The 24,978-nt window shown below is 41.5% G+C and carries 26 protein-coding genes; 6 read left to right on the top strand and 20 right to left on the bottom strand.

Annotated features, from left to right (window positions below; translation table 11 throughout):
• The first annotated feature begins 46 nt into the window (after nucleotides 1–46).
• Together comA and C9414_RS04145 are read left to right on the top strand one after the other, a co-directional pair.
• A complete protein-coding gene (gene comA, locus C9414_RS04140; RefSeq protein ID WP_024423322.1) occupies nucleotides 47–688 on the top strand; it encodes a two-component system response regulator ComA in 642 nt (213 codons plus the stop codon).
• Nucleotides 689–711: 23 nt separating this feature from the next.
• Nucleotides 712–1,101: a hotdog fold thioesterase gene (locus C9414_RS04145; protein WP_047203310.1), complete on the top strand. Its 390-nt coding sequence runs from the start codon at nucleotides 712–714 to the stop codon at nucleotides 1,099–1,101.
• A gap of 94 nt (nucleotides 1,102–1,195) precedes the next feature.
• Here the strand turns inward: C9414_RS04145 and mnhG are convergent, their stop codons facing one another.
• The 7 genes from mnhG to C9414_RS04180 are packed head-to-tail and all read right to left on the bottom strand — an operon-like array spanning nucleotide 1,196 to nucleotide 6,966.
• Complete coding sequence (gene mnhG, locus C9414_RS04150; RefSeq protein WP_107163123.1) at nucleotides 1,196–1,570, bottom strand: monovalent cation/H(+) antiporter subunit G; 375 nt, start codon at nucleotides 1,568–1,570, stop codon at nucleotides 1,196–1,198.
• Complete coding sequence (locus C9414_RS04155; RefSeq protein ID WP_039181117.1) at nucleotides 1,554–1,835, bottom strand: Na(+)/H(+) antiporter subunit F1; 282 nt, start codon at nucleotides 1,833–1,835, stop codon at nucleotides 1,554–1,556. Before C9414_RS04155 ends, mnhG begins: the two co-directional genes overlap by 17 nt.
• Nucleotides 1,835–2,314 (bottom strand): Na+/H+ antiporter subunit E, encoded by a 480-nt coding sequence (locus C9414_RS04160; RefSeq protein ID WP_024425941.1) that lies wholly within the window; start codon nucleotides 2,312–2,314, stop codon nucleotides 1,835–1,837. Before C9414_RS04160 ends, C9414_RS04155 begins: the two co-directional genes overlap by 1 nt.
• 6 nt (nucleotides 2,315–2,320) lie before the next feature.
• The gene (locus C9414_RS04165; protein ID WP_047203309.1) at nucleotides 2,321–3,799 is read right to left on the bottom strand and encodes a Na+/H+ antiporter subunit D; all 1,479 of its coding nucleotides are present in this window, start codon (nucleotides 3,797–3,799) and stop codon (nucleotides 2,321–2,323) included.
• Nucleotides 3,792–4,133 carry a Na(+)/H(+) antiporter subunit C gene (locus C9414_RS04170; RefSeq protein WP_024423316.1) on the bottom strand — a complete coding sequence of 114 codons (342 nt, stop codon included), beginning with the start codon at nucleotides 4,131–4,133 and terminating at the stop codon, nucleotides 3,792–3,794. The genes C9414_RS04165 and C9414_RS04170 overlap by 8 nt, the downstream gene beginning before the upstream one ends.
• The gene (locus tag C9414_RS04175) at nucleotides 4,133–4,564 is read right to left on the bottom strand and encodes a Na(+)/H(+) antiporter subunit B (RefSeq protein WP_039181111.1); all 432 of its coding nucleotides are present in this window, start codon (nucleotides 4,562–4,564) and stop codon (nucleotides 4,133–4,135) included. The genes C9414_RS04170 and C9414_RS04175 overlap by 1 nt, the downstream gene beginning before the upstream one ends.
• Nucleotides 4,561–6,966, bottom strand: a complete 2,406-nt coding sequence (locus tag C9414_RS04180) for a Na+/H+ antiporter subunit A (protein WP_107163124.1) — start codon at nucleotides 6,964–6,966, stop codon at nucleotides 4,561–4,563. The genes C9414_RS04175 and C9414_RS04180 overlap by 4 nt, the downstream gene beginning before the upstream one ends.
• Before the next feature lie 219 nt (nucleotides 6,967–7,185).
• On the opposite strand from C9414_RS04180, the gene C9414_RS04185 reads away from it, so the two are divergent.
• On the top strand, nucleotides 7,186–7,395 hold the full coding sequence (locus C9414_RS04185) for a hypothetical protein (protein ID WP_024423313.1): 210 nt from the start codon (nucleotides 7,186–7,188) through the stop codon (nucleotides 7,393–7,395).
• Between the two features lie 74 nt (nucleotides 7,396–7,469).
• Here C9414_RS04185 and C9414_RS04190 read toward each other — a convergent pair whose 3' ends face one another.
• The 7 genes from C9414_RS04190 to malK form a co-directional block, all read right to left on the bottom strand.
• The gene (locus C9414_RS04190) at nucleotides 7,470–8,807 is read right to left on the bottom strand and encodes a 2-hydroxycarboxylate transporter family protein (RefSeq protein WP_047203307.1); all 1,338 of its coding nucleotides are present in this window, start codon (nucleotides 8,805–8,807) and stop codon (nucleotides 7,470–7,472) included.
• A gap of 176 nt (nucleotides 8,808–8,983) precedes the next feature.
• Nucleotides 8,984–9,943, bottom strand: a complete 960-nt coding sequence (locus C9414_RS04195) for an ABC transporter permease (RefSeq protein WP_047203306.1) — start codon at nucleotides 9,941–9,943, stop codon at nucleotides 8,984–8,986.
• Nucleotides 9,944–10,990 carry an ABC transporter permease gene (locus tag C9414_RS04200; protein WP_047203305.1) on the bottom strand — a complete coding sequence of 349 codons (1,047 nt, stop codon included), beginning with the start codon at nucleotides 10,988–10,990 and terminating at the stop codon, nucleotides 9,944–9,946.
• A complete protein-coding gene (locus C9414_RS04205) occupies nucleotides 10,983–12,518 on the bottom strand; it encodes an ABC transporter ATP-binding protein (protein ID WP_047203304.1) in 1,536 nt (511 codons plus the stop codon). The genes C9414_RS04200 and C9414_RS04205 overlap by 8 nt, the downstream gene beginning before the upstream one ends.
• A gap of 159 nt (nucleotides 12,519–12,677) precedes the next feature.
• On the bottom strand, nucleotides 12,678–13,760 hold the full coding sequence (locus C9414_RS04210; protein WP_048237317.1) for a BMP family lipoprotein: 1,083 nt from the start codon (nucleotides 13,758–13,760) through the stop codon (nucleotides 12,678–12,680).
• A 391-nt stretch (nucleotides 13,761–14,151) separates the two neighbouring features.
• On the bottom strand, nucleotides 14,152–14,859 hold the full coding sequence (locus tag C9414_RS04215) for a response regulator (protein ID WP_024423307.1): 708 nt from the start codon (nucleotides 14,857–14,859) through the stop codon (nucleotides 14,152–14,154).
• Complete coding sequence (gene malK, locus C9414_RS04220) at nucleotides 14,852–16,450, bottom strand: malate sensor histidine kinase MalK (RefSeq protein ID WP_047203303.1); 1,599 nt, start codon at nucleotides 16,448–16,450, stop codon at nucleotides 14,852–14,854. Before malK ends, C9414_RS04215 begins: the two co-directional genes overlap by 8 nt.
• Nucleotides 16,451–16,635: 185 nt before the next feature.
• On the opposite strand from malK, the gene C9414_RS04225 reads away from it, so the two are divergent.
• Nucleotides 16,636–17,193 carry a YufK family protein gene (locus tag C9414_RS04225; protein WP_039181089.1) on the top strand — a complete coding sequence of 186 codons (558 nt, stop codon included), beginning with the start codon at nucleotides 16,636–16,638 and terminating at the stop codon, nucleotides 17,191–17,193.
• Nucleotides 17,194–17,236: 43 nt separating this feature from the next.
• Here the strand turns inward: C9414_RS04225 and C9414_RS04230 are convergent, their stop codons facing one another.
• The 3 genes from C9414_RS04230 to C9414_RS04240 all read right to left on the bottom strand — a co-directional run bounded on the left by C9414_RS04230 (nucleotide 17,237) and on the right by C9414_RS04240 (nucleotide 20,854).
• Nucleotides 17,237–17,647 (bottom strand): thiol-disulfide oxidoreductase DCC family protein, encoded by a 411-nt coding sequence (locus C9414_RS04230; RefSeq protein WP_047203302.1) that lies wholly within the window; start codon nucleotides 17,645–17,647, stop codon nucleotides 17,237–17,239.
• Nucleotides 17,648–17,665: 18 nt separating this feature from the next.
• Entirely contained in the window at nucleotides 17,666–19,567 is a 1,902-nt protein-coding gene (locus C9414_RS04235; RefSeq protein WP_047203301.1) for a transglycosylase domain-containing protein, read from the bottom strand.
• A gap of 108 nt (nucleotides 19,568–19,675) precedes the next feature.
• Nucleotides 19,676–20,854: an MFS transporter gene (locus C9414_RS04240; RefSeq protein WP_221885112.1), complete on the bottom strand. Its 1,179-nt coding sequence runs from the start codon at nucleotides 20,852–20,854 to the stop codon at nucleotides 19,676–19,678.
• 217 nt (nucleotides 20,855–21,071) lie between these two features.
• Between C9414_RS04240 and kapD the strand changes: the two genes are divergently transcribed.
• On the top strand, nucleotides 21,072–21,689 hold the full coding sequence (gene kapD / locus C9414_RS04245; RefSeq protein WP_107163125.1) for a 3'-5' exonuclease KapD: 618 nt from the start codon (nucleotides 21,072–21,074) through the stop codon (nucleotides 21,687–21,689).
• Here the strand turns inward: kapD and kapB are convergent.
• The gene (kapB, locus tag C9414_RS04250) at nucleotides 21,686–22,078 is read right to left on the bottom strand and encodes a kinase-associated lipoprotein KapB (RefSeq protein WP_025094193.1); all 393 of its coding nucleotides are present in this window, start codon (nucleotides 22,076–22,078) and stop codon (nucleotides 21,686–21,688) included. The genes kapD and kapB overlap by 4 nt on opposite strands.
• A 91-nt stretch (nucleotides 22,079–22,169) precedes the next feature.
• On the opposite strand from kapB, the gene C9414_RS20120 reads away from it, so the two are divergent.
• A complete protein-coding gene (locus C9414_RS20120) occupies nucleotides 22,170–22,346 on the top strand; it encodes a hypothetical protein (protein WP_162860193.1) in 177 nt (58 codons plus the stop codon).
• Here C9414_RS20120 and C9414_RS04255 read toward each other — a convergent pair whose 3' ends face one another.
• Nucleotides 22,347–23,639: a sensor histidine kinase gene (locus C9414_RS04255; RefSeq protein ID WP_039181080.1), complete on the bottom strand. Its 1,293-nt coding sequence runs from the start codon at nucleotides 23,637–23,639 to the stop codon at nucleotides 22,347–22,349.
• 133 nt (nucleotides 23,640–23,772) lie between these two features.
• A complete protein-coding gene (locus C9414_RS04260; RefSeq protein ID WP_107163126.1) occupies nucleotides 23,773–24,948 on the bottom strand; it encodes a MalY/PatB family protein in 1,176 nt (391 codons plus the stop codon).
• Between the last annotated feature and the right edge of the window lie 30 nt (nucleotides 24,949–24,978).

Consider the following 24,978-nt stretch of genomic DNA (forward strand, 5'->3'; position numbering starts at 1 on the left):
AGTCTTTTATATAAAATGGAAGTGAGTGATTTAAAGGGAGGAAGACATGAAGAAGATATTGGTCATTGATGATCATCCGGCTGTCATGGAAGGGACAAAAAGCATATTAGAATCAGACCAGCAGCTATCAGTCGATTGTTTAAGTCCTGATGCAGAAGCCGCCTTTTTAAAGACGCATGACTTTTCCATCTATGATGTGATTTTAATGGATTTAAATCTCGGGGATATCAATGGGATGGACATAGCGAAACAAATTTTAGAAACCAACCATCAAGTGAAAATTATCATTTATACAGGGTATGAAGTAGATGATTATTTTGAAGAGGCTATTCGGGCTGGATTACACGGTGCAATTAGTAAAACAGAGACGAAAGACAAAATTATTGAATACATACACCGGACATTGCAAGGAGAAGTTGTCATTCAGCTGTCCTATTTAAAGAAATTAATTTCACAGCAGCAAGAAAAGCCAGAACAAGCGCAGCAGACTGACCACGATCTCTTAACGGAACGGGAGTGTTTGATCCTTAGAGAAGTGGAAAAAGGATACACGAACCAGGAGATTGCCGATGTGCTTCATTTGAGCAAACGGTCAATTGAGTACAGTTTGACATCCATCTTTAATAAGCTGAATGTTGGATCTCGTACAGAAGCGGTGTTAATTGCCAAGTCTGAAAGTGTGCTGTAAACGTGTGAAGGGAGAGGGCCTTAATGAATGTGAGCGGATCAAATACACTGCTTGAGGCACTAGGCATTGAGATTGTAGAGTGCAATGAATCACGATGCGTTGCAACAATGCCAGTCGATCACAGAACAAAACAGCCATTTGGACTACTGCATGGAGGAGCATCTGCTGCTCTAGCAGAAACAGTGGCGAGCATGGGGGCTGCGGCTCATTTAGACTTAACACAGCAAGTTTGCTCAGGTATTGAAATCAATGCCAATCATTTAAAATCTGTACGCGATGGAGTTGTGACAGCGACAGCTGTTCCTGTGCATATAGGACGGCGTACAATGGTATTTCAAATCGATATAAAAGATGATCGAGACCGGCACATCTGTACGTCCAGATGCACACTTGCTGTCATTGATCGCATATAAAAAAGCTCCCGGTGCAGCGGAAGCTTTTTTTATATGCACGTTGAGCGATAAAAAAAGAATGGCCCAACATATCAGGCCATTCTTTTTTCGCTTTTTATAAATAAGAATCTTCTTTTCGTTTAATTACAAAGTTACGGAAACCGCCATAATCATCTTGTACACTGCGTTTGTCAAGCTTAACACCAGTATTGTAGGCGGCTCTTCCGATTAAGTGTGCGCCGACTGGTGCTGTCAGGAAGATGAATACGATGCCGAGAAGGATTTTTGCAGAAATAACGCCTGCAAGAAACCATTCATGAAAAAACACACCTACTAAAATCAGAACAACGCCAAGTGTCGATGCTTTTGATGCAGCATGCATACGTGTGTAAACATCCGGCAGTCGAAGGACACCAATAGCTGAAATCAAACAGAGGATAGCGCCTACCAGGATAAAGAAAATGACGATGGCTTTAGCGATGACGATCATTTTCAATCACTTCCCCTTTCTCAAGAAATTTGGAAAAAGCGACAGTACCGATAAAGGCAAGGATACCGAGCAGTAAAATAATCTCAAAGAATGCAGTGGTTTTCAGTAAAATTGAAACGATGGCTGTCATCCCAATTAAATTGATTCCTATCGCATCAAGCGCACTCACACGATCAGGAATAGAGGGACCTTTGATCACTCGTATCACAAAAAGCAAGGTAGACAGCGCAAGAATGCCAAGTGAAATTTGCAAAATGAGTTCCATTACTTACCGCTCACCTCCTGAATCGCTTTCTCAAATGAAACCCGGATATCGTGAATGGCTTTTTCAGCATCCTCAATATCCATCGCATGAATGTATAAAATGGAACGATCGTCGGAAATATCAATCACTAGTGTACCTGGTGTCAATGTAATCATATTGGCCAGTATGGTGATTTCCCAATCTGTTTTCAAATCCGTACGAAAGGCGAAAATTCCGGGTTTAATCGTGAGCTTTGGAGATAATACGGTCTTTAATACACTTAAATTGGCAAGAAGCAGCTCGCGAATAAAAATGATGATAAGCTTGAAAATCGCATAAAGGGCATAGCCGTAAAAACGCTGCGGGAAAAATCGCCGCAGCATAAAAATGGCGATCATCCCTAATGCAAAACCTGATACAAAGTCTGCGGCTCTGTATGTATCATTCATAAACATCCATGTAAAGGCGAGGAGAGCGTTTAGTAATATTTGAAAGGCCATGTTCATCTACTCCTTCAGCACAGCTTGAATATATTTTTCTGGTGTAGAGAGCATTTCCGCTGCTTGATTGATATAAGGGGCAATGAACTCTGTCCCTAACCCAATAGCAAGCGATAAGACGACAAGCAGTACGCCAGGATACACCATTCCTTTTATTGACGGCTTTCTTCTGCGTTTATCCTGTTCCTCGCCCCAAAATGCGGACATGAAAATCTTCATAATAGAGTAGAGGACAAGGAGGCTGGACAGTAAGACCAAGATAGAAAACGTCATGTATCCAGCAGAAAATCCACCTTCCACAATTTTTAGTTTTCCAACAAAGCCACTCAGCGGCGGAATTCCTGCCAGCGATAAAGCCGAAATGAAAAACATCCATCCTAATAGAGGCTGAGATTGAATCAGTCCGCCCATTTTTTTCAGTTGGTTTGTACCAGCGTACACAAAGAGGGCACCTGCCAGCATAAATAAAGCCCCTTTGATCACCATGTCGTGAATGAGATAATAAATAGCTCCTTGGAGTGATGCAGGTGTGTTGGCTGCAAATCCAAACAAAATGACACCAACAGCTGTGACAATATTATAAATCACAATCTTCTGCACATCAGAATAGGCGATCGAACCTATCACACCGAATATCACCGTCAGTGCGGCAAGCCACGCCATGAGTGTATGGGTGAAGCCTGTATCGTGTATAAAAATTAATGTAAAGACTCTGGCAATCGCATATAAGCCAACCTTTGTGAGCAAAGCCCCAAAAAGAGCTGAAATCGCTGCTGGCGGTGCATGATACGATCCTGGCAGCCAGAAATAAAGCGGGAAGATCCCAGCTTTTAAGCCGAATACAATGAGGAACAGGATGGAAATAACAGTGATTAACCCTGTTTGCCCTGATTCAGCTATTTTCACACTTAAATCAGCCATATTGAGCGTACCCGTCACTGCATATAAGCAGGCAACTCCGACAATAAATAATGCCGACGAGATGATATTAAACACAATATATTTGAGTGATTCACGAAGCTGAGGCTTTGATCCGCCTAATACAATGAGCATATAAGATGCCATCAGCAGTAATTCAAAGAAGACAAACAGGTTGAATATATCTCCCGTTAAAAAGGCTCCGCTCACGCCAGCTAACAAAAACTGCACGCCAGAATAATAGAAGAGCCGCTCTCTTTCTTTCCCAATCGTTTGAAAGGAGAAGAGGACTGTCACAAGCCCGACAACGGAAGCAGTCAGCACAAGGAGTGCAGCAAATTGATCGGCGACAAGGGCAATCCCAAATGGTGCTTTCCAGCCGCCTAAATAAAGGGTTTGTATCCCATTTGTGAAAATCGTTTGAACCAAATATGCATTACATATAATGGCTGAGAGAGATGCCAAGACACTAAAAACTCTTGACAGCATGATGTTTTTATTCATAAAAATCAATAGTGTAGCAGCTAGTAATGGAATTAATATAGGCAGGATCACGAGATTATTCATGCTGATCATTTCCTCTCATTTGATCCATGTCATCTGTTCGCAGCTCTTGGAAGGCTCGGAAGGCCATGACAAGTAATAAGGATGTCACACCAAAAGCAATGACAATGGCTGTTAAAATTAGTGCTTGTGGCAATGGATCTACATAGGATGTGAGCCCCTCTTTTAGAACTGGAGGCGCTCCCTTTTTTAAGCCGCCCATTGTTAAAAGAAGCAAGTGGACGCCGTGACTCAAAACAGCAGTACCGACGATGACCCGCAGAAGGCTTTTTGACAGCATCAAATAGGTCGCTGCCATAAAAATAATTCCGACGATAATAGACATTAGAAATTCCATTATTCCTTCTCTCCAATCATTTGAATAATGGTCATGGTGACACCGACAACGACCAAATACACACCGATATCAAACAGGACGGCTGTCGCTAGTTCTGTTTTTCCTAAAAACGGTAATTGGAAATAATCAAATGCATGTGATAGAAAAGGTGCACCGAATAGAAAGGATCCCATACCTGTCAGGATCGCAACGAGCAAACCGGCTCCAGCTACATAAATAAAGTCAAAAGGCAAAATGCGTCTTACTGTTTTCAGATCATAGGCTAAAAGCAGAAGAACGACAGCCGCAGAACTCATCAGGCCGCCGATGAATCCGCCGCCAGGATTGTTATGCCCCGCAAGAAATAGGTGAAGGGAGAAGAGCAAGATGATGAATGCTGTAATTTTTGTTGTGACTTGCAAAAGCATATCATTCGTATCAATCTTTCTCATCGCCGCACACCTCTCTTCCGTTTTGCTTGTGTTTTTAATAACCCATAAATACCAAGTGCCGCAATGGCGAGCACAGTAATTTCAAAAAGGGTATCAAAGCCCCTGAAATCGACAAGAATGACATTGACAATATTGTCACCGCCAGCAAGTTTGTAGCTGTTTTCAATAAAGTAAGTTGAAATGGTATCAAGTGACTGCTGACTTGTGGAAGCGAAAGCTAGACAAGTGACAACAACCCCAACACCTAATGAAATGATGAAATTGGTCATTTTGAATCTTCTCGTTTTTTGCTTTAAGCTCAGCTTCGGTAAATGATAGAAGCAAAGCAAAAACAGTGCGACAGAAATCGTTTCAATAATCAGCTGCGTCAGCGCAAGGTCAGGTGCTCTGAAAATCACGAAGAATAATGACAGCGTGTATCCCATGACACCTAGAGCAATAATAGCTGTTAATCGTGAGCTTGCGAATACTGTTGCAATCGTCGCCGCCACCATCACAAGTGAAAGAATCACCTCATACGTGCCAATTGAGGCAGCCTGATCTGTTTGAAATGAAAAGGCCTGCTGATAAAACATGACGCCGCCAATGACGATAATCATGAACCCAAACACATAGACAAGATAGTCACGAAGAAAACCAGTCATATAACTGTTTGTCAGGCGGTATGACCCTTTTTCCAAACCGATAAGAGAGCGGTCGTATAAAGCGTTAAATGACCATTTTTCCTTAAAGATGTTGTACATTGGACGCCATTTTGAAAGCGTCAAGTAGCCGATTGTGCCGAGTACAACAACACCTATTGTCATATAGAGCTCTGGCTGGAAGCCATGCCATGCTTCAATTTTCACAGAAAAACGGCTTCCTGTTTCAATCGCTTCAGGAATGATCGCCGCAATTGCGGGTTCGATGACAGAATAGGCAAGAATATTAGGGAAAAAGAAGAAGGTGACCACAAGTGCAGCTAGAATGATTGGCGGAATGAGCATGCCGATCGGTGCTTCATGCGGTTTTTTCTCCAATTGGTCTATATTCAGACGGCCTCTAAAAGTTTTAAAGAGGAGCATCATACTATAAATGAACGTAAAGACACTAGCGAGCCAAGCAAGTGCTGGGAAGATAGCACCCCATGTTGAAACGTCCGTAAAACTGATGTCGGAAATTCGTATCATACTTGTGAAAAATAGCTCTTTACTTAAGAAACCGTTAAATGGCGGTAATCCGGCCATTGAAAATGTACCGATTAACGTAATTGTGAAGGTAATCGGCATGATCGTCATTAATCCGCCTAATTTCCGAATGTCACGAGTCCCTGTTTCATGATCGATAATACCAGCTGCCATAAAGAGACTGCCTTTAAACGTAGCATGGTTAATGAGGTGAAAAATAGCTGCAAGAATGGCTGCGCCAAAAAAGGCAGGATTGTTTTCATGAATCGCAGCTGCGCCGACGCCAAGCATGAGCATAATCATGCCGAGCTGACTCACTGTCGAATAGGCCAGAATGGCTTTCAAATCGTTTTGCCGGACGGCGTGGAATGATCCCCAGAATAATGTGACAAGTCCAACGATGGAAATGGTCCAGAACCATACCTCTGATATAGCAAAGATTGGACTGAAGCGGGCAACAAGATAAATACCGGCTTTCACCATCGTAGCAGAATGCAGATAACTGCTCACAGGGGTCGGTGCTTCCATTGCATCAGGCAGCCAGATATAGAATGGGAACTGCGCTGATTTCGTAAAGGCACCTAGTAAGATTAGGATCATGGCAGGGATAAAGTAAGGTGATGCCATAATGAGCTGAAGCTGATTGACTGCTTCACGAATACTGAATGAATCAGTAATCAGGTAAATGAGGATGAAGCCACCAAGCATAGCTAATCCGCCAAAAACAGTAATAAGCAGTGATTTCGTTGCTCCATACCTAGAGCGCTCCCGCTTATACCAATACCCAATTAAGAGGAAGGAAGAGATACTCGTTAACTCCCAAAACAAGTATAGAACCACCATGTTGTCAGAAAGAACGACACCCAGCATCGCGGTCATAAACATGAGTAAATACGTATAGAAAGAGCCAAGCTGTTCTTTTTCCTTTGATAAGTAGAAAATACTGTACAGCACCACAAGTGCGCCGATACCTGTAATTAATAAAGCAAATAACAGGCTGAGACCATCGACATACACAGTGAAATTCATCCCTAACGATGGAATCCATTCAGCCTGTGAGAAAAGCGTTCGTCCATTCGAAGTGATGTGTAACATTTGGATGAAATAGGTAAATAAAAGAATTGGCAAGATGAGAACAAACCATCCTGTATGTATACGCTTCACATATTTGTAAAGGAAAGGTACAACAAAAGCGAGTAAAAAAGGTGATAGGATGGCGAAGTGAATAAGCTGCAAGAAAATGAACCTCCTTTGATCAATATAAATTCACGTTCTAAAGAACTGGTAATTAAAATTATAGCGTAAATACAGCCATAGTGCATTGGTTTGAAACGATTTCAAGCAAACTGTATTTGTTTTAGGTTCTTTTGACCACAAAAATAATTTTATCAAAAATGACACTCATTGTATATTGTTTTGTTTTTCGTACATGCTTTTCTTAAAGGAGCTGATCAAATGAAACGAAAGATCGCCATCAGCTTAAGCCTATTCTGCACGATTTTAGGAGGAGCATTCTTGATTGATCGAAATGATCAAAAAAGGTGGCAGGCCGGGAGTGAATGGCCGCTGTTTTCTGAGCATCTTCTTCACATGAGCTATCAAGAAACCAAGCTGTATCCTTTTCAGCCCAGGGAATATTTACGAATTGTATTAGCTGATGAATAAGATCCTATAGGAGAAAAGAAATATAAAAAAAGCATGGGCCCATGTGAGAGCTCATGCTTTTTATGTGTGGTAGTTTAACTAAACATTCTGAGTAAGATTGTTGCACAGATAACAGTTGCTGCTCCGCCAAGTCGTGTAGATACTTGTGCGAAAGGCATAAGACCCATTCTTCCAGAAGCTGAAAGAATGGCAACATCACCAGTACCGCCAAGTCCGCTGTGACAGCCAGTGACAATAGCAGATTCTACTGGATACATGTTCATTAGTTTTCCAACGAAGTAACCAGAACCAACCATTGCGAGTACAACAGCGATACATACGCATACGAATGGAATTGAGATGACAGTTGCTACATCATCAAGTGGAATGTATAGAATACCAAGACCAACCATTAGCGGCCATGTAAAACTTCTTGATACAAACTTGTAGAACTGCTGTGAGCCATTTTGAAGATGCTGAGGCATCACGTTTAAGTATTTGATTAAAGCAGCAAGAACAATCATTAAGATTGGACCTGGAATATGAACGAAGCTTTCTAACAAACCACCAAAGATGAAGGTTGTACAAGCAACGAGTACACCAGCACCCATTAAACCGAAATCAACTTTTGCATCCATATCTGGCTGCTCGAAAATTTCGTTTGCTTCTTTAGATTTCACAAGACGGCCATTCCCGTTCAGTTCAGGACGTTTCTCACCAAGCTTCTTCATTGCGCCAGCGCAGATAATGGCAATGACGTTCCCAATGACAGCCGCAGGAATTAATTGAGAAATTAATGACTCTGCTGATACACCTAGAATTTGTGAATAAGCGATAGATAATGGCAAAATTCCTTCTCCAACACCACCGGCAATAATCGGTACAATAATAAAGAAGAATGAATGATGCGGTGTGTAACCAACTAAAAGGCCAACAAGGATACCAGCACTCACAGCTGCAATTGTACCTGCAACCAGAGGGACAAACATACGAATAAGGCCTTGTACTAAAACAGTTCGCTGCATCCCAAGAATACTACCTACTACAAGAGCAGAAATATAGAAGTAAAGGAAGTTCGACGTTTTCATAAGAGACGTAACCGCTTCCAATGAGTTCGGATTTAGAACATTAAAAAAGACCAGGAACGATGGTACGAATAAAGAAAGAATCGCTGGTCCACCAATATCTTTTAAGATTGGAATACGTTGTCCTACATCTCCAAGGAAAATCCCCAAAATCATAATAACAGCGAAACCACCAAGCATATTTGCTGGAATTTTATTAAAATAAGCGGCAGTTAAAATAATCGCTGCAAGTACTAAATACACAGGTAGATCAATAACACCAATTTTCCAAGACATGATCTTACGGAAAACGCTTTTATTATTGTCAGAATCGTCTGTAATCGATTTCAATTGTTGTGCATTAGCCACATAAACACCCCCAAATGCTATTTGTCTCAATTGTAGAAGATTCTGTGACACTCATCTATTTATTAAACTAAAATAAGTGTAATAAAAGTAAAATAAACAGGAGTTTTTGAGTTTTTTATCATACAAAAATCCCCTGAAGATAGTTTGTCCTTCAGGGGATTGATCATACATCGTATTTATCGTTTTCCTTTTAAATAAGGTGTACCAAGTGCTTTTGGTGCATCGGCACGTCCGATGAAGCCAGTAAGTGCTAAGATGGTGAGCACATATGGTGCTATGAGCATATACACATTCGGTATATCTTGGAACAGCGGCAGGAGAGAACCAATGATGCTTAAACTTTGAGCAAATCCAAAGAATAAAGCAGCTCCCATTGCGCCAAATGGATGCCATTTACCGAATACAAGCGCAGCTAGTGCGATAAAGCCTTGTCCAGTAATGGTGGCATGGGAGAAATCAAGCGAAATGGTTGACGCATAAACAGCCCCGCCCAGACCGCCAAACAGTCCACTAATGAAGACAGCGATATAACGCATCCGGTACACTTTGATTCCCATTGTATCAGCTGCCATTGGATGCTCTCCAACTGCACGAAGACGAAGACCAAACGGCATTTTAAATAAAACAAACCATGCAACCACCGCAAGGGCTAAAGCAAGTATGGACGTATAATAAACATCTTTAAAGAAAATATCACCAATGATCGGAATGTTACTTAAAAGGGGAATATCTCCTTTATAGAAAGGCTCTGTAATTTTATCAGTTTGTGCTTTTCCGTAAATTAGTTTTACGACAAACAGTGTAGCGCCAAGTGCCAGCATGTTAATGGCCACACCACTGACCGTTTGATCAGCTCGGAAGGTAATGGTCGCAACTGCATGAATCAGTGAGAACAATCCGCCAACGGCCATTCCGACGAGAAGCCCAAGCCACGGGGTCAAGGCTCCAAACGTATCAGCAAAAAATAAGTTAAAGATAATACTGGAAAATGCTCCGACGACCATCAAACCTTCAAGACCGATATTGACAACACCTGATCTTTCTGAAAAGACGCCTCCAAGAGCGGTTAAAATAAGTGGTGCAGCATAAACAAGTGTAGCTGGGATGATGATTTCAAGAATTTGCAGAAATCCCACTTATTTTCCCCCCTTTTTCTTCATTTGTTGAATCACAAGACGGATGACATAGCTTGAGGCGACGAAAAGAATGATGATCGCAATGACAATATCAACAACCTCAGTCGGTACGCCTGATTCAAGCGGCATATTTAATGCACCGACCTTCAATCCACCAAGCAATAATGCAGCAAGGACAACACCAACAGCCGTATTTCCACCTAATAAAGCGACGGCAATTCCATCAAAACCTACGCCTGTAAACGAGCCTTTAATAGAGGCATATTCAAATGTACCAAGGCCTTCCATAGCTCCTGCAAGACCTGCAAAAGCACCTGAAATGAGCATCGCATAAATGATATTGCGGCGAACGTTCATGCCAGCATACTGTGATGCCTGCTGATTCATTCCAACAGCTCGTAACTCAAACCCTTTAGAAGTTTTTTGAATAATGACCCACATCACGACCGCCGCAATAATGGCAACAAAAATACCGTTATGCATCCGGGAGAAATCAGTGATCTGCTCAAAAAATCCAGAGCGAAGAGAGGCAGTGGCATCGATTTTATCTGTTTTATCTTTATTATCTGTTAAGACATTTGAGATTAAATAGTTTGTGACATGAAGGGCAATGTAGTTCATCATGATGGTGACGATGACCTCATGCACATAAAAACGAGCTTTTAAAAACCCGGGAATAAAGCCCCATAATGCACCTGCAGCAGCTGCGGTGATGAGTGCAAGCGGCAGATGAATATACATAGGTGCATGGACAGTTGTTCCAATCCATACAGCAGCTACCCAGCCAACAAGCATTTGACCTTCGACACCGATATTAAACAGGCCTGTCCGAAATGCAAAGGCAACAGCAAGACCTGATAAAATATAAGGTGTCACTTGCCTGATGGTTTCTCCCATATAATAGGTTTCACCGAAAACGCCATTCCAAAGGGCGCCATAGCCTTCGATGACACTATAACCGCTTGCCAGCATAATAATGGCCCCAACCAAAAGACCAAGTACAATGGCTATAAGCGGAATCAGCAGATTTGTTAAGCGATTAGACATTTGCTTCTTTCCCCACTTCCTGTTGCGTACTTCCAGCCATTAATAGGCCAAGCTCTTGCTCTGTTGTTTCTTTTGGATCAACAATGGCCACAATGCTGCCTTCGAAAATGACAGCGATCTTATCACTAACATTGATAATTTCATCAAGCTCAAAGGAGATGAGCAAAACGGCTTTGCCAGAGTCTCTTTGCTCAATGAGACGTTTATGAACAAATTCAATCGCACCAACATCAAGTCCTCGTGTCGGCTGAGCGGCAATTAATAAATCAGGATTGCGGTCCACTTCACGGCCGATAATGGCTTTTTGCTGGTTACCGCCTGACAGGGCGCGCGCTTCTGTATATTCACTCGGTGTTCTGACGTCATATTCCGCAATGATTCGTTTTGCCTTTTGATAAATATTCTTCATATTCAATAAGCCGAATTTTGAATAAGGACGCTGATAATACGTTTGTAAGGAAATGTTTTCTCCAATTGAAAAATCGAGTACAAGTCCATGTTTATGACGGTCCTGAGGAATATGTCCAATCCCAGATTCGGTCACTTTACGAGGCGGGAGATTTTGAATGGCTTTCCCGTTTAGCATGATCGTGCCAGATTCTGATTTTTTTAGACCGGTAATGGCTTCAATTAATTCAGACTGGCCATTGCCGTCTACCCCAGCAATTCCAACAATTTCGCCAGCCTTCACTGACAGGTTCAACTGTTTGACCGCTTCAATTCCTCTGGCGTCTTTTACTGTGAGGTCTTGAATTTCAAGAACTTCCTCAGCAGGAGAAGCAGCTTTTTTGTCTGTTTTAAATGACACTTCACGACCAACCATGAGGCTTGCAAGTTCGTCTTTATTTGTGCTTTCCACATCAAGTGTACGAATGCCTTGACCTTTTCGGATAATGGTCACGCGATGACAGGCATCCATAATTTCTTTCAGCTTATGGGTGATTAAAATAATGGATTTGCCTTCATTAATTAAGTTTTTCATAATTTGTATGAGTTCTTTGATTTCTTGAGGTGTTAAAACGGCCGTTGGTTCGTCGAAGATCAAAATATCAGCGCCGCGGTAAAGTGTTTTTAAGATTTCTGCACGCTGCTGCATACCGACAGAGATGTCAGATACTTTTGCGGCAGGATCTATTTTCAAACCATAGCGGTCAGAAAGCTCTTGTACTTGCTGTATGGCTTGTTCTTTGTCAATCTTTCCAAACTTCTTTGGCTCTTTACCTAAAATGATGTTTTCAGCGACAGTAAAGGTATCGACAAGCATAAAGTGCTGATGCACCATTCCGATGCCTAAATCACTAGCATCATTTGGACTAGAGATGGTCACGGGTTTTCCGTGCACCTTAATTTCACCTTTTTCAGGCTGGTACAGTCCGAAAAGCACGTTCATGAGCGTTGATTTTCCAGCGCCGTTTTCACCAAGCAGCGCATGAATTTCGCCCTTTTTTAGCTGCAGCGTAATGTTGTCGTTTGCTACAATGCCAGGGAATTCTTTGCGTATATTCAACATTTCAATGACATAATCCACAGGTTTAACCGCTCCTTTTTTAGGGTGCTGATGAAGATAAAAACTAGCAAAAGAAAAGCTGCAAAACGAGGCTGCAGCTTTTCTTTTACCACCTTTTACGAATAAAGAGGAGGTAAAGGAGAGGCAAGGGGATAAGGCGCGCTTATCCCGATGCTCAAATTAAGCTTTAAAATCTTTTAATTCATCACGTGTTGCAGGGATTTTGATTTCGCCCTTGATGATTTTTTGTTTCCATTCTTCCACTTTCTTTAATACATCCTTATCAAGGTTTTCCTTAGATGGAGAGATGTCAAGAGCGCCTTCTTTCAGACCGTATGTGATCACTTCGCCGCCAGGGAACTTACCTTCTTTTGCTTTCGTTGTTAAGTCTTGTACCGCTGTGTCTACTTTCTTAACCATAGAAGTAAGAGTGACACTTTGTTTTGTTCCAGGTACTTTTCCTTCGTCATACTGGTCTTTATCTACACCGATGACCCAAACTTTACGATTAGGATCCGCTTTTTTCAGGTTTTTCGCTTCTGTGAAGACACCAGTTCCAGTGCCGCCAGCAGCATGATAGATGATGTCGACGCCAGATTTGTACATGCTTTCAGCTGTTGCTTTACCGATGTCAGCCTTATCGAATGCACCAGCATATTTCACTTCAACTTTTGCTTTTGGGTTCGCTGCTTCAACACCAGCGCGGAAACCGACTTCGAATTTTCTGACTAATTCAGAATCAACGCCGCCGACAAAACCAATCTTGTTTGATTTTGTTGTAAGAGCAGCCGCAACACCCACAAGGAATGATCCTTCGTTTTCGTTAAACACAATGCTAGCCACGTTGTCTTTTTTCACGACTGCATCAACGATAGCAAAGTGGTTTTTCTTACGTTGATCCGCAATTTCAGATATAGCATCTTCCATTAAGAAACCAATTCCGTAAATCAGGTCGAATTTCTCACGAGCAAGTGTGTTTAAGTTTGTTGTATAGTCAGCATCTGATTTAGATTGTAAGTAATCAAAGCCGTTTTTACCTTTTTTTAGATTGTTGTCTTTCCCAAATGCTTGTAAACCTTCCCAAGCTGATTGGTTAAACGATTTGTCATCGACACCACCGACATCAGTTACCATTGCAACAGTGAATTGATCTTTATCTTTTTTGCTTTCACCGCTGTTTGAGCCAGAGTTGCCGCATGCTCCAAGGATGGTTCCTGCTGCTACGACTAAGGACAATGCTAGTCCAATTTTGCGCTTCTTCAAAACATAACCCCCTATAAAATTTAAAAGTTTCAGAAAAGTCTCGCGAAAAAAGACCGATCTATCTCTTCTCACCCTAAAGAGGGTATTTTATCCTGCTTTCTCATGAAACTTATGGAGGGCAGGAGAGAAGATGTAAGACATCAGACTTATATCTCGTTGAACTAATCAATCATAATTTATCATTTCCGATCGAATAAATAAATAGAAATTTGTTTTATTTTTAAAAAAATGTTAAATGGCTTTATTTGATGTCTTTTTATCTGTTGAAATATGATATAATGCCGCTTTTGTGATGTGCTCTACTACAGTAGAACCACTGATATCAAGGGGTTTGTTACATCGTATGCCATAAAAAAACATCTGGCCTTTCGTGAAGGTCAGATGTAACAGTTTAAAGATATTGCTGAATCAAATTCATATTGCTCGTGTTCAGTTTATATTGGAAAACAGGACGTCCAATTGTCCCATAAGCCATTTCAACATCCACCACTTCGATGTCCTCAAGGAATTTCAAGTATTTTCTAATGGAGACTTGAGAGATTTCTGTATGATTGGCTAGGTCTTCGGTCGTGAAAGCCTGCTGTCCAAATGATTGAATGCTTGTCCAGATGAGTTTGAGTGTGCTTTTGGTCAGGCCTTTTGGCAGGAGGACTTTTTCCGCCTCTGCTTTTTTATGAAAAAGCTTCGCATCTAAATCATTTTGCGAAATGCTGTTCATGGATTGATACAGGGCGTGTTTCCGTTTATACTCTGCCAGTGCTGATTGGAATCGTTCGAACTCAAAAGGTTTGATTAAATAATCAACCGCTCCGTTTCGCATCGTTTGCTGAACAACGTCCACTTCATTTGCAGCCGAAATGACAATAACATCAACGGCATGATTTTGCTGGCGAATTTCTGTTAGTAATGCCAGCCCATTTTGACCTGGCATATAAATATCGAGCAGTACGAGGTGAATGACTTCTGTTTTTAACACTTCAAGCGCCTGCTGAAAAGAGGTGGCAATCCCCTTTAACTCAAAGCCATCGATTTGGGTCAGGTAGCGTTTGTTCAGCTCCCCAACCATTGGATCATCTTCTACTATTAACACATTAATCATGTGAATCCTCCTTTTGTTTATACGGAATGCGAAGACTAAAGGTCGTTCCTTCTCCTTTTTCACTCGTGACAATCATATGTCCATTCAATTTCTTGATGCTTTGGTCAACGAAGTAGAGTCCGAAACCTCGGTCTTCTCCTTTAGTTGAAAAGCCTTGATCAAACATGATGTCTTGTTCTTCTTTTGTGAGACCAACACCTGTGTCCGTGATTTCAATGTGAAGCTGTTCCTGAACGTATCTGAAGGAGATCGAGATGTTTTTCGTCTCAGTATGTGAAACCGCATCGAGTGCATTATTTAACAGGTTGCCGATCACGGTAATGAGGTCATGCGTCACTGCCGGGTCCTCCGTATTTGGCACTTGTGTGCTGCAAATAACCTCCAAGGAAGCGCCTTGTTCCCTGATATAGCTTTGTTTTCCTAGTAAAAATCCTGCTAAAACAGAGTTTTTCACATGGTTGATGATTTCATTTGTTTCCGTTTGCTGATAAATGGCAATATCTTTGATGTAGGTACCAAGGTCATCGTAGTTTTTGAGCTGGACCAAACCTAAAATGACATGAAGCTTGTTCATAAATTCATGTGACTGGGCACGGAGGGCATTCGCATACATTTTGACCCCGCTAAGCTGCTCAGCCAGGTGTTTGACTTCTGTTTTGTCACGGAAGGTGGCGATGGCCCCGACAATCTCATCATTTACTGTAATTGGTACTTCATTAAAAACGAGCTCCAGTCCATTCATTCTCACGTCACGATCAAGCAGTGGCTTGCGTGTTTCAATGACCTGTTTTAAGCCGCTTGAAGGGAGGAGAGTTTGAACATCTTGTTCTCTAGGATCAACCATAATGCCCATATTATGAAAGAGTCGTTTTGCCTCTGCATTGGCCAGCTTGATTTGACCGTGCTGATCGACGGCAAGAATCCCTTCTTTTGTTGATTCTAGCATGGCACTTCGTTCTTTTAGCAATGTGGCAATCTCATCCGGCTCAAGTCCAAACATAATCTTCTTCACTTTTCTTGCCACAATGAGTGCCCCGATGATGCCAGATAGGAGGCTGAGTGATGTGACGAAGTAGAGTGGAAGTAAGCTTTGATGAATAATCAAGTCAATTTCCTTTAACGTAATCCCTACGGCCACAGCCCCGAGCTGCTTACCATTTTGATCATAAACAGGAACAAAAGCACGCATGGATCTGCCGAGTGTTCCAGAAGCCGTACTAATATGTTCTTTTCCCTGTAATGCTGCTTTTTCATCACCGCCAGCAAACCGTTTCCCAATCTTCTGCGGATTCGGGTGTGTTTTGCGGATACCTTTCATATCCATGACGACAACGAATTCGGTTTTGGTAATTTGCTGAACATTTGTTGTATATTTTCGTAATGCTGAATATGAATGATCTTCTAATGATTGTGCTGTGATCGGAGCCTCTGCGACCATTTTGGCAGTAGAGAGAGCAATGTCACGCTCCTGCTGATGAATGTTCTTGGCTGTTTCCGACCATATCGTAAAGAATGTGATACAAAGGGAGATCAGGACAACGATACACACAAAGATCGTCAGCCGTGTTTGCAGTCTTAAAGTTTTTTTCACGAGTATACCCCTAACGCACGATTTTTTCGTAACAGTAATACTTTAACGGGAAAATGTAAGTTTGTGAAGGAATGTACGTGCAAAATCATAAATTTGATTTTGCTGTCAGTTTACTTTGAAAGCATCTTGTCAATCCGTTTTAAGTGAGCCATAATAAATGTGAGCTTATGAGAAAGGAACTATTTATGAAAAATACATATTTGACTGGATATTTTCCGCTGATTTCAATCTTACTATTCAGCTCTGCTTTTTCGATTTTTACAGTAGGTATCACAACTGATTTCTTGACTCAAGCAGGTATTTTAAAAGGAATGCTGGAATTTTTCTCAGAACAGGGCATCCGTCTTGCTCTCTTTGCCGCTTTTGCACTTGTTTATTTTATGATCTTATCTGCCTTAAAACTGATTGCAGATACGGTATTAGAGCTGGCGTTACTTTTTTTCGCTAAGGACCCTGAAGGGGAGAACTTAAAGAAAATTCGGATTGCATCCGTTGTTTATTTATTTGCCAGCTTGCTTGCATTTCTGTTGACGCAGCAGCTCATTCTGCTAGTCGGACTTTTTGCATTAGCAAGTCTTGTCTATTTTATCTGGGTTGTGGTTCGCATTTATCAATCGCTTAATATGCTGAATTTGATTGGATTTATGATGTTTATTCTGCTGTTTTGGGCGACGTTTTTGATCGGTATTTTGTACTTATTTATTAAGCTTTATAACAGTGTGATGGCAAGTCTGCCTTCGTAAGCAGACAAAGAAAGCATCCTCCTATCATTGGAGGATGCTTTTTTTATGAAAGAAACCGCTTTTGAATATCGGGTGTAGGCATCATACAAGATGTTTTTTGACCAAACCATTTGTAGCGATTTTTTGCAATCAGCTCATAAAACCAATCACGGATTGGGCGAGGTATGGCAAGGAGTAAAAAGCTCCATCTGTAGATCCCTTTTAAATGCCGCGCGGCTTTTAAGATGCCTGTTGACTTCGTATAAAGTGTTCCTTTTTCAATATAAATGAATGAATTGAACTCTTCTAAAGGCAAACCGTTTTCCTTTAAAATACGCTGTCCTGTATCTGATTGTAATGAAGCGAACATCATCTGTTCTTTCGGATCGCGCTTAATCACAAATTGAACAGCTCCGCTGCACACGTTGCAGACACCGTCAAATAAAATTAAATGGGATGGATGTGTTGAATGCATCGCAATCAAACCTCCTGTTTATCTGGCGTATTGCATCGTATTTTTCCAAATACGTAAGTGCGGGCTTGAACGATAAATCGATTCAACCGTTCCTCTATCTCTTCCGACCCAGACACCCATTGTGTACTGATCTGTCAGTCCCACAAACCAAATATCTTTGTAGTCATTGGATGTTCCTGTTTTACCACCGATGTAAGGGGCATTGAAATTCGCTTTTTTCCCTGTTCCACTTTTCACAACGGAGGAAAGAAGCTTACGCATCGTTTCATTTGTCCGCTGAGAATATACTTGCTTTGGCGACTCTTTCCACTTGTAAAGGGTCTTGCCGTTTAAGTCTGTCACTTTTGTGATCGAATGACTTTGTGTGTAGGCTCCTTGGTTGCCAAAAACGGTGTACGCATCTGTTATTTCTAGCGGTGAGAAGCCTTTTGTAAATCCGCCAAGTGCAGAAGGAAGGCGGTAATCATCTGCTACGATATGCTCGAATGAGAACTTCTCTAAATAGCTGAAGCCTTTTTTGACACCTACTGTATCCAGCATTCGGATCGCAGGGGTATTGTAAGAATTTTTAAAGGCTGTTTCAAGTGTGACTGTTCCATACGTTTTATGATTATAGTTCTGCGGGCAGTATCCGCTGCTGCAAAACTTGCCGGCACTGATGGTGCTTGAAGCTGTTGCGCCGGTTTGATCAATATAAGGCGCATAGTCTAAAAGCGGCTTAATCGCAGAACCAGGCTGTCTTTGCGCTTGATAAGCGTAGTTGAAATCAAATTTCTTATAGTTTTTCCCGCCAGCAAGTGCAACAATTTGATGCGTTTCATGATTAATGACGGCTGATCCGCCTTCGACCCCTTGGTAAGGCAATTGAGCATTGAGCTGATAGACAGCTCTTTGCTGTAAGGAAGGGTCAAGCGCCGTATAAATCTTCACGCCATCCTGGAGCAGAGCACTGACCTTTTCAGATAATTCTTTTTGAATGGCCTTTTTTGCTTCAGCCGTTTTGGCCTTCTTCAATCGTTTTGTAAAGCCCTCCTGATCAGACACAAGATCGGTAAACTCTTCATTGGCATATGTCACATAATCAGGATAAAGGTTTTTCTTTTCACTTAAGGATAGGCTGATTTTTTCTTTGACGGCTTTTTTGTATTGCTTTTTGGTGATGACGCCATCTTTCTTCAAAATACCAAGCAGCCGTTCTTGGCGTTTCTTTGTGTGCTTGAACTGTTTTAATGGGTCATACAGTGTTGGGTTGTTTGGAATAGCAGAGATAAATGCCATTTGTGCAAGTGTTAAAGAACTAAGCGGCTTATCAAAATAGTAATTAGCCGCAGAACCGACACCGTAAACACCATTACTGAAATAAATCGTATTTAAATAGCTTTCGAGAATTTCATCTTTAGAGAATTTCCGCTCAAGTTCATAGGAATAGAGCAGCTCTGTAAACTTTCGGCTGAACGAACGTTCATGGCTTAAATATAAGTTGCGGGACAGCTGCTGTGTGATCGTACTCGCTCCTTGGCTGATGCCATGGTTTTTGACGTTTGCAGCAAGGGCACGAACCACCCCCATAAAGTCAATTCCTTTATGGTCATAAAAGTTGCGGTCCTCTGAACGAAGGAACAGCTCCTTCACAGGTTCAGGAATTTTATCGTATTTCACAAACACTCGGTTCTCATCGTTTGAGACGATCTCGGAGATAAGAGAACCATCCCGGTCATACATATAACTGTTTTGGGAAAAATCTATCTTTTCCAGCTTGATTTTTTGATCAAGCACTTCGTTAACAGGCTTTACACTTGCAGCTTCTTCCTTTGATAGATAAAAAGTCAGAGCAAATAATGGGATGAGGGCAGCAAGTAATAACCAACCAATGATTGCACGAAACATGAGGTCACTCACTTTCTTCAATTTTCTAGCCATATCGTACCATTCTTTTGCGAATACGAGAAGGTTATTTTTAGAAATGAATGGGCGTGAAGTCTAGTGAATAAGGCTTTTCTGCAAGAAAAAAAGAGTGTCTGAAGATGATCAGACACTCCTTTCCTTTGTCTTCGCATGCGAGCGGACCGCCCATAAAAATAAAGCGCCAAACAGAAAAATGCCGGCAGTGACATAAAAGACAGCTGGAATCCCGTAATGACTCGCCACAATGCCGCCGATTACCGGACCGACGACATTCCCAAGAAAGCGGAAGCTGACATTGTATCCGAGAACTTCCCCTTGCATAGAAGCAGGTGCTTTGATCCGAATATACGCCGTCGTACACGGAATAATGCCGCCAAGTGCCATGCCGTATAGGAAACGGAAAATGACTAACATCACGTACGAATCCGCCATCGCTTGCGGGATGAATAAAATAGAGGAGAGGATGAGAAGGGCAAGCAGCACCTTATCATGACCAATTCGATCTCCGAGATCTCCCCATTTTCGCGTAAACAGCAAATTGCCAAGTCCAGTTGCAGAAAATGCAAGCCCCGCATAAAAAGCGAGATTGACAGGACCATGTAAATCATGAATGTATAAAGCCAAAAGCGGCTGAATGCTAAAGTTCCCTACTTGTGTAATAAACGTTAAAAGCATCGTGACTATAAGTAAAGGCTGTTTGAAAATGTGAAAGAGTACATCCTTCCGTGAATAAGAAACACGCTTTGCTTCTTTTGACCGGATCGGCTGTTCCTTCACTCCGAAGATAATCACAATAGCTGACACATAAATGACAGCCGCTGTGAGGAAAAACGTATAAATAAATCCGACGCTGTCTGCCATGAATCCGCCCATTAATGGACCAAACAATCCTCCGGCGACATTACTCATCTGCATCGTTCCAAGGGTTTTACCGGCAGTTGCCTTTTCGGTCTGTGCAGAAATCAGTGCCATTGAAGTCGAGATAAAGCCTGTGACAAGCCCCATGAAGAGCCTTAATGCGAATAGCTGATACACGGTGTGCACAAGCCCCATTAATAGAATACTTGTGGCGATGCCAATACCGTTAATTAATAATATCTTTTTATAGCCATGCCGGTCGCCAATCCGCCCCCAAATCGGAGAGATCAGGAAGGCCGTTAAAAAAGTGACCCCAAAGACATAGCCGCTCCATCTTTGAACAAATTCATTTGAATAGCTACTATCAAGAGATTCTATGTAAAGTGATAAAAAAGGGACGATCATTGTAATGCTCGCAGATACAAAAAAGTTCACAAACCACATGATGTACAAGTTTTTCTTCCTGTTTGTGATAGAGACCACCTTCTTTATTTATTTCGTGTTCCTTAATAATTATAAAGGAAAATAAACGATCTTTCATCAGATGAATAGGTTGGGCGTAGTGAATCTGCATTATTTTCACGAAAATGAAGTGATTTCAAGGTCCGTCTTAATATAATGGTATGAGAATGAAAACTGACGAAAAAGTGAGGTGAAACTGGTGGAACAGAAGACGGTGCTTGTGGTCGATTTTGAATTTACGATGCCTGATGGAAAATATCATCCACAAAACTTTTTTCCTGAAATTATTGAAGCTGGAGTAGTGAAAGCAGCAGATGAAACGATCATAGACACATTCTCCAGCTACGTCAAACCGAAAAAGTTCCCCAAGCTGACGAAGCGCTGTAAATCATTCCTCGGAATTACGCAGGAGGATGTAGAGAGCGGGATTTCATTTGAGGCGTTTATCGAGAAGCTCGTGTCACTTGATGGGGGAGAGAATTGTGAGATTATTACGTGGGGCAACATGGACATGAAGGTATTGAAGCAAAATTGTATGCTTAATCATATTAGCTTTCCTTTTAAGGGGAAGCTGAGGGATCTTGCCTTTGAATATAAAACCTTTTTTGGTGACCGCACACTGACAGGGCTTCGAAAAGCGGCAAAGGAATATGGCAGTGAAGGAGCTGGTAAGCATCATAAAGCACTCGATGATGCCATGACGACTTATCAGCTGTTAACCCTTTTTGAAAAAGACAGAGCTTATGTGGAAAATCCGCAAACAACCAAAATTGGTGAGCTGATCGATTTCTCACATTTTTTTGATTCGGCTGATTAGCGGACGTCTTCTGGAAAATAATCTTTCTCAAGAGAGGATAGGCACGCTCTTGATTTTTCAGCCCATTTGGAATCATCCGCACGGAGTGCTTGTTTCAATTTATCTACAGCTTCTTTCAGTGACTCTTCATAATCAGGTATATCGCCATCATAAGGCTTCACCATATGATGAGGGATATTTGTCTGTTCTCTATAGGCCAAAGCCCGCCTCTCCTGGAAAAAAGGCACGTCTGCTTCTTTCGGATGATGCAGGTCGCCTTGAGTGGGATGTGTCAGAACGGCTTTTACTTGAACGAGATAGGTCGATGGTTTTACTGCTGTCACTTCCCCAACGTATACACCTGTTTTATAAAAACCTTTCACAACTTGTCCAATTTGAATGTCTGTCATGTGAAATTCCTCCATTTCCTTCTCATAGGAAGGTATTTCATTTCTTTTAGCCAATATAGTGAAGTAAACGAGCAAAAGGGGGAATGGCGAGATGTCATTCATCGTACTTTTTCTACTATATTTTCCTGAAGATAAAAGGGAGTACATCCCGGCGGCGATCACCACGGTGATTTTCTTTATTGCTGCGTTTATTTGTTTTCGTCTCATCGTGCGTGCGTCTAAGAAGCAGGAGCGTATAGATGAAAAAAGAACAAAAAAAATGGATTAATCATTTTCTTCTTGTATCTTCAGGAAATTTTACGGTGACGGTTGTTCCAGACTGCAGCGAGCTTTTGAAACGTATGGTTCCATGGTGATTTTCAATAATTGAAAAAGTCACTGTCAGCCCAAGTCCAGTTCCTTTGTTTTTCAAGGTGTAATACGGTTCGCCAAGCTTTTTCATTTGGCTTTCTGTCATACCTACACCGTTATCAACGAAATAAAGGCAGATTTTATGATTTTCTTTCGAAGCAAAAAGTTCAACCTTTCCTTCATGTTCGGGAGCTGCTTCTATCGCATTTTTGATTAAATTAATCATGACTTGCTTGATCTTCGTTACGTCACCTTGAATGTATAAGTCAGGTTCAATGGATTGATGAATCGTGACCGATTTAAAATTTGCATAGGATGTCATCAGTGATGCACATTCCTCAAGTAATTTAGATAGATTGAGTGATTCAATTTGATAATAGTTTTGTTTTGCAATGTCAAGATAACTCGTAATAATGTCCTGAGCCCGGTCTAATTCGGACAGAACGAGATTTTTATAATCTTTATTGGCAGGCGGCTCTTTTGTATGATCACTCGAAAAGAGCAATTGAATAAACCCTCTCACAACTGTCAGCGGATTGCGTACTTCATGGGCGACACTTGCAGCAAGTTCACTTACAATGGTCAGTTTTTCTGACTGGACAAGCTGTGTTCTCATTTCCGCATTTTCTTTAACGAATTCAATACAATAGATACTGAGCACAAGAAAGAATATGTAGTAAAGAGTTGAGAAAAATAACTCAAGGAGCTTTTGCTGCATAATAAAAGCTGGGCTGTATTCAAGTAAGCTGACCGCAAGCAGTCCAATGTAAATAAAGAATCCTTTGGATAAACCGATAAGCACTCCGTAAAAAAGCTTATTTGGCTTCGAATATTGATGCCATTTTCGGTAGAACAGGAATGGGATGAAAAAGTAAATTGGGACAACAATGAGTCCAATCCATAAGAAAGAGCCATACATCACGAATTTGACAATGATGCTTATCAAGATGGCAACGCTCCCCGCCATGTATCCTCCGTATAAAATAGCAAGTACAAGGGGAATAGATTGAAGCCCAGTCTGCAAATCTAAAATCGAACCAACTGGATACATAATACATAGTGCTGAAGAGATGGATGCGAATACTGTGATGAGCAGTTTATTCGTTTTTGGGAAATGAGCAGGGGTCCGGCTTAACCATAGCGCATGATATAAAAAGATTGGAAATAGAATAAAAGATACATGGAGCAGAAAATCCTTGAACATTTCCATTTAAATGCTCTCCTCGTAAATAATAGTAATTCCTCTCATTATATCATTTCATGTACAAAGTAGATATGATAAAAGGAGGGTTTTTTTCTTTAAAAAGAACACCCGTTAGGATGTTCTTTCTACCGTATAGATCTTATTCAGCTGATGGCGTGAACGCTTGATGAAGACGTTTCAGTCCTTCTTTGACTGTTGAAGCAGGACAGCCGAGATTCATCCGAATAAAGCCGTCTCCTTCGTGTCCGTACACGTGGCCAAGCTCTAGGATCACTTTCCCTTTTTTTAGCAGATTCCGCTTTAATTCCGCTCGACTGAATTGATAATCCTGAATGTCCAGCCACAATAAATAAGAAGCATCTGGTTTCATATAACGCATATTTGGAAGATATTCGTCAATATAGTCCATCGCCATCTTCATGTTGCCTTCGAGATAAAGAACAAGGGCATCAAGCCACTCATCCCCGTGACGGTATGCTGCTTCCATCGCTGGAATCGCAAATGCATTCAGTTTGGACAGTCCGTTTCTTTGCAATTCATTGGTGAAAAGGGTTCTTTTTTCTTCATCTGAAATGATAATAGCAGATGCCTGCAGACCCGCTAGATTAAAGGTTTTACTCGGCGCAATACACGTTACCGTGATATGTGCAATGTCGTCAGAAAGGCTGGCGAAGGGCACATGCTGCTCCCCGTAAAGCATTAAATCTGAATGAATCTCATCTGAAACGACTGTGACTCCATGTTTCACACAGAGGTCTCCAACTCGCTTTAATTCCTCTTTTGTCCACGCTCTTCCAGACGGATTATGCGGATGACATAGGAACATCAGCTTTGCTTGTGGCCTGCTCAGTTTTTTCTCTAAATCATCAAAATCCATCATATAACGGTTGTTTTCTATTTTTAAAGGATTGGTTGAGACTGTACGTCCATTTCGCTCAATCATTTGATAAAAAGGTGTATACACTGGTGACTGTATAACTACTTCGTCATGCGGTGCTGTAAAGGCTTGAACTGCAAAACTAAGAGCCGTTACAATTCCTGGTGTAAAAGTGACCGCTTCTGTCTGAATGGTCCATCCGTGTCTTCTTTTGAGCCATCCAGCTACTGCCTGCTGCGTATCCTGATCTTGAAATGCATAGCCAAATACACCATGGTCTAATCGCTCTTTCAATGCATCAAGGACGACCTGCGGCGCTTTAAAATCCATATCGGCCACCCACATCGGGAGGGCATCTGTTGTCAGGAACAAAGACTCTGCTTGATCCCATTTCACTGATTTTGAACCTTTACGTATGATCTGTTCGTCGAAATTCATGAAACCCACCTCTAGCTGTTTTTCAACCAT

The organism is Bacillus sp. Nf3, from assembly GCF_003028545.1.
Classification (GTDB): domain Bacteria; phylum Bacillota; class Bacilli; order Bacillales; family Bacillaceae; genus Bacillus; species Bacillus safensis.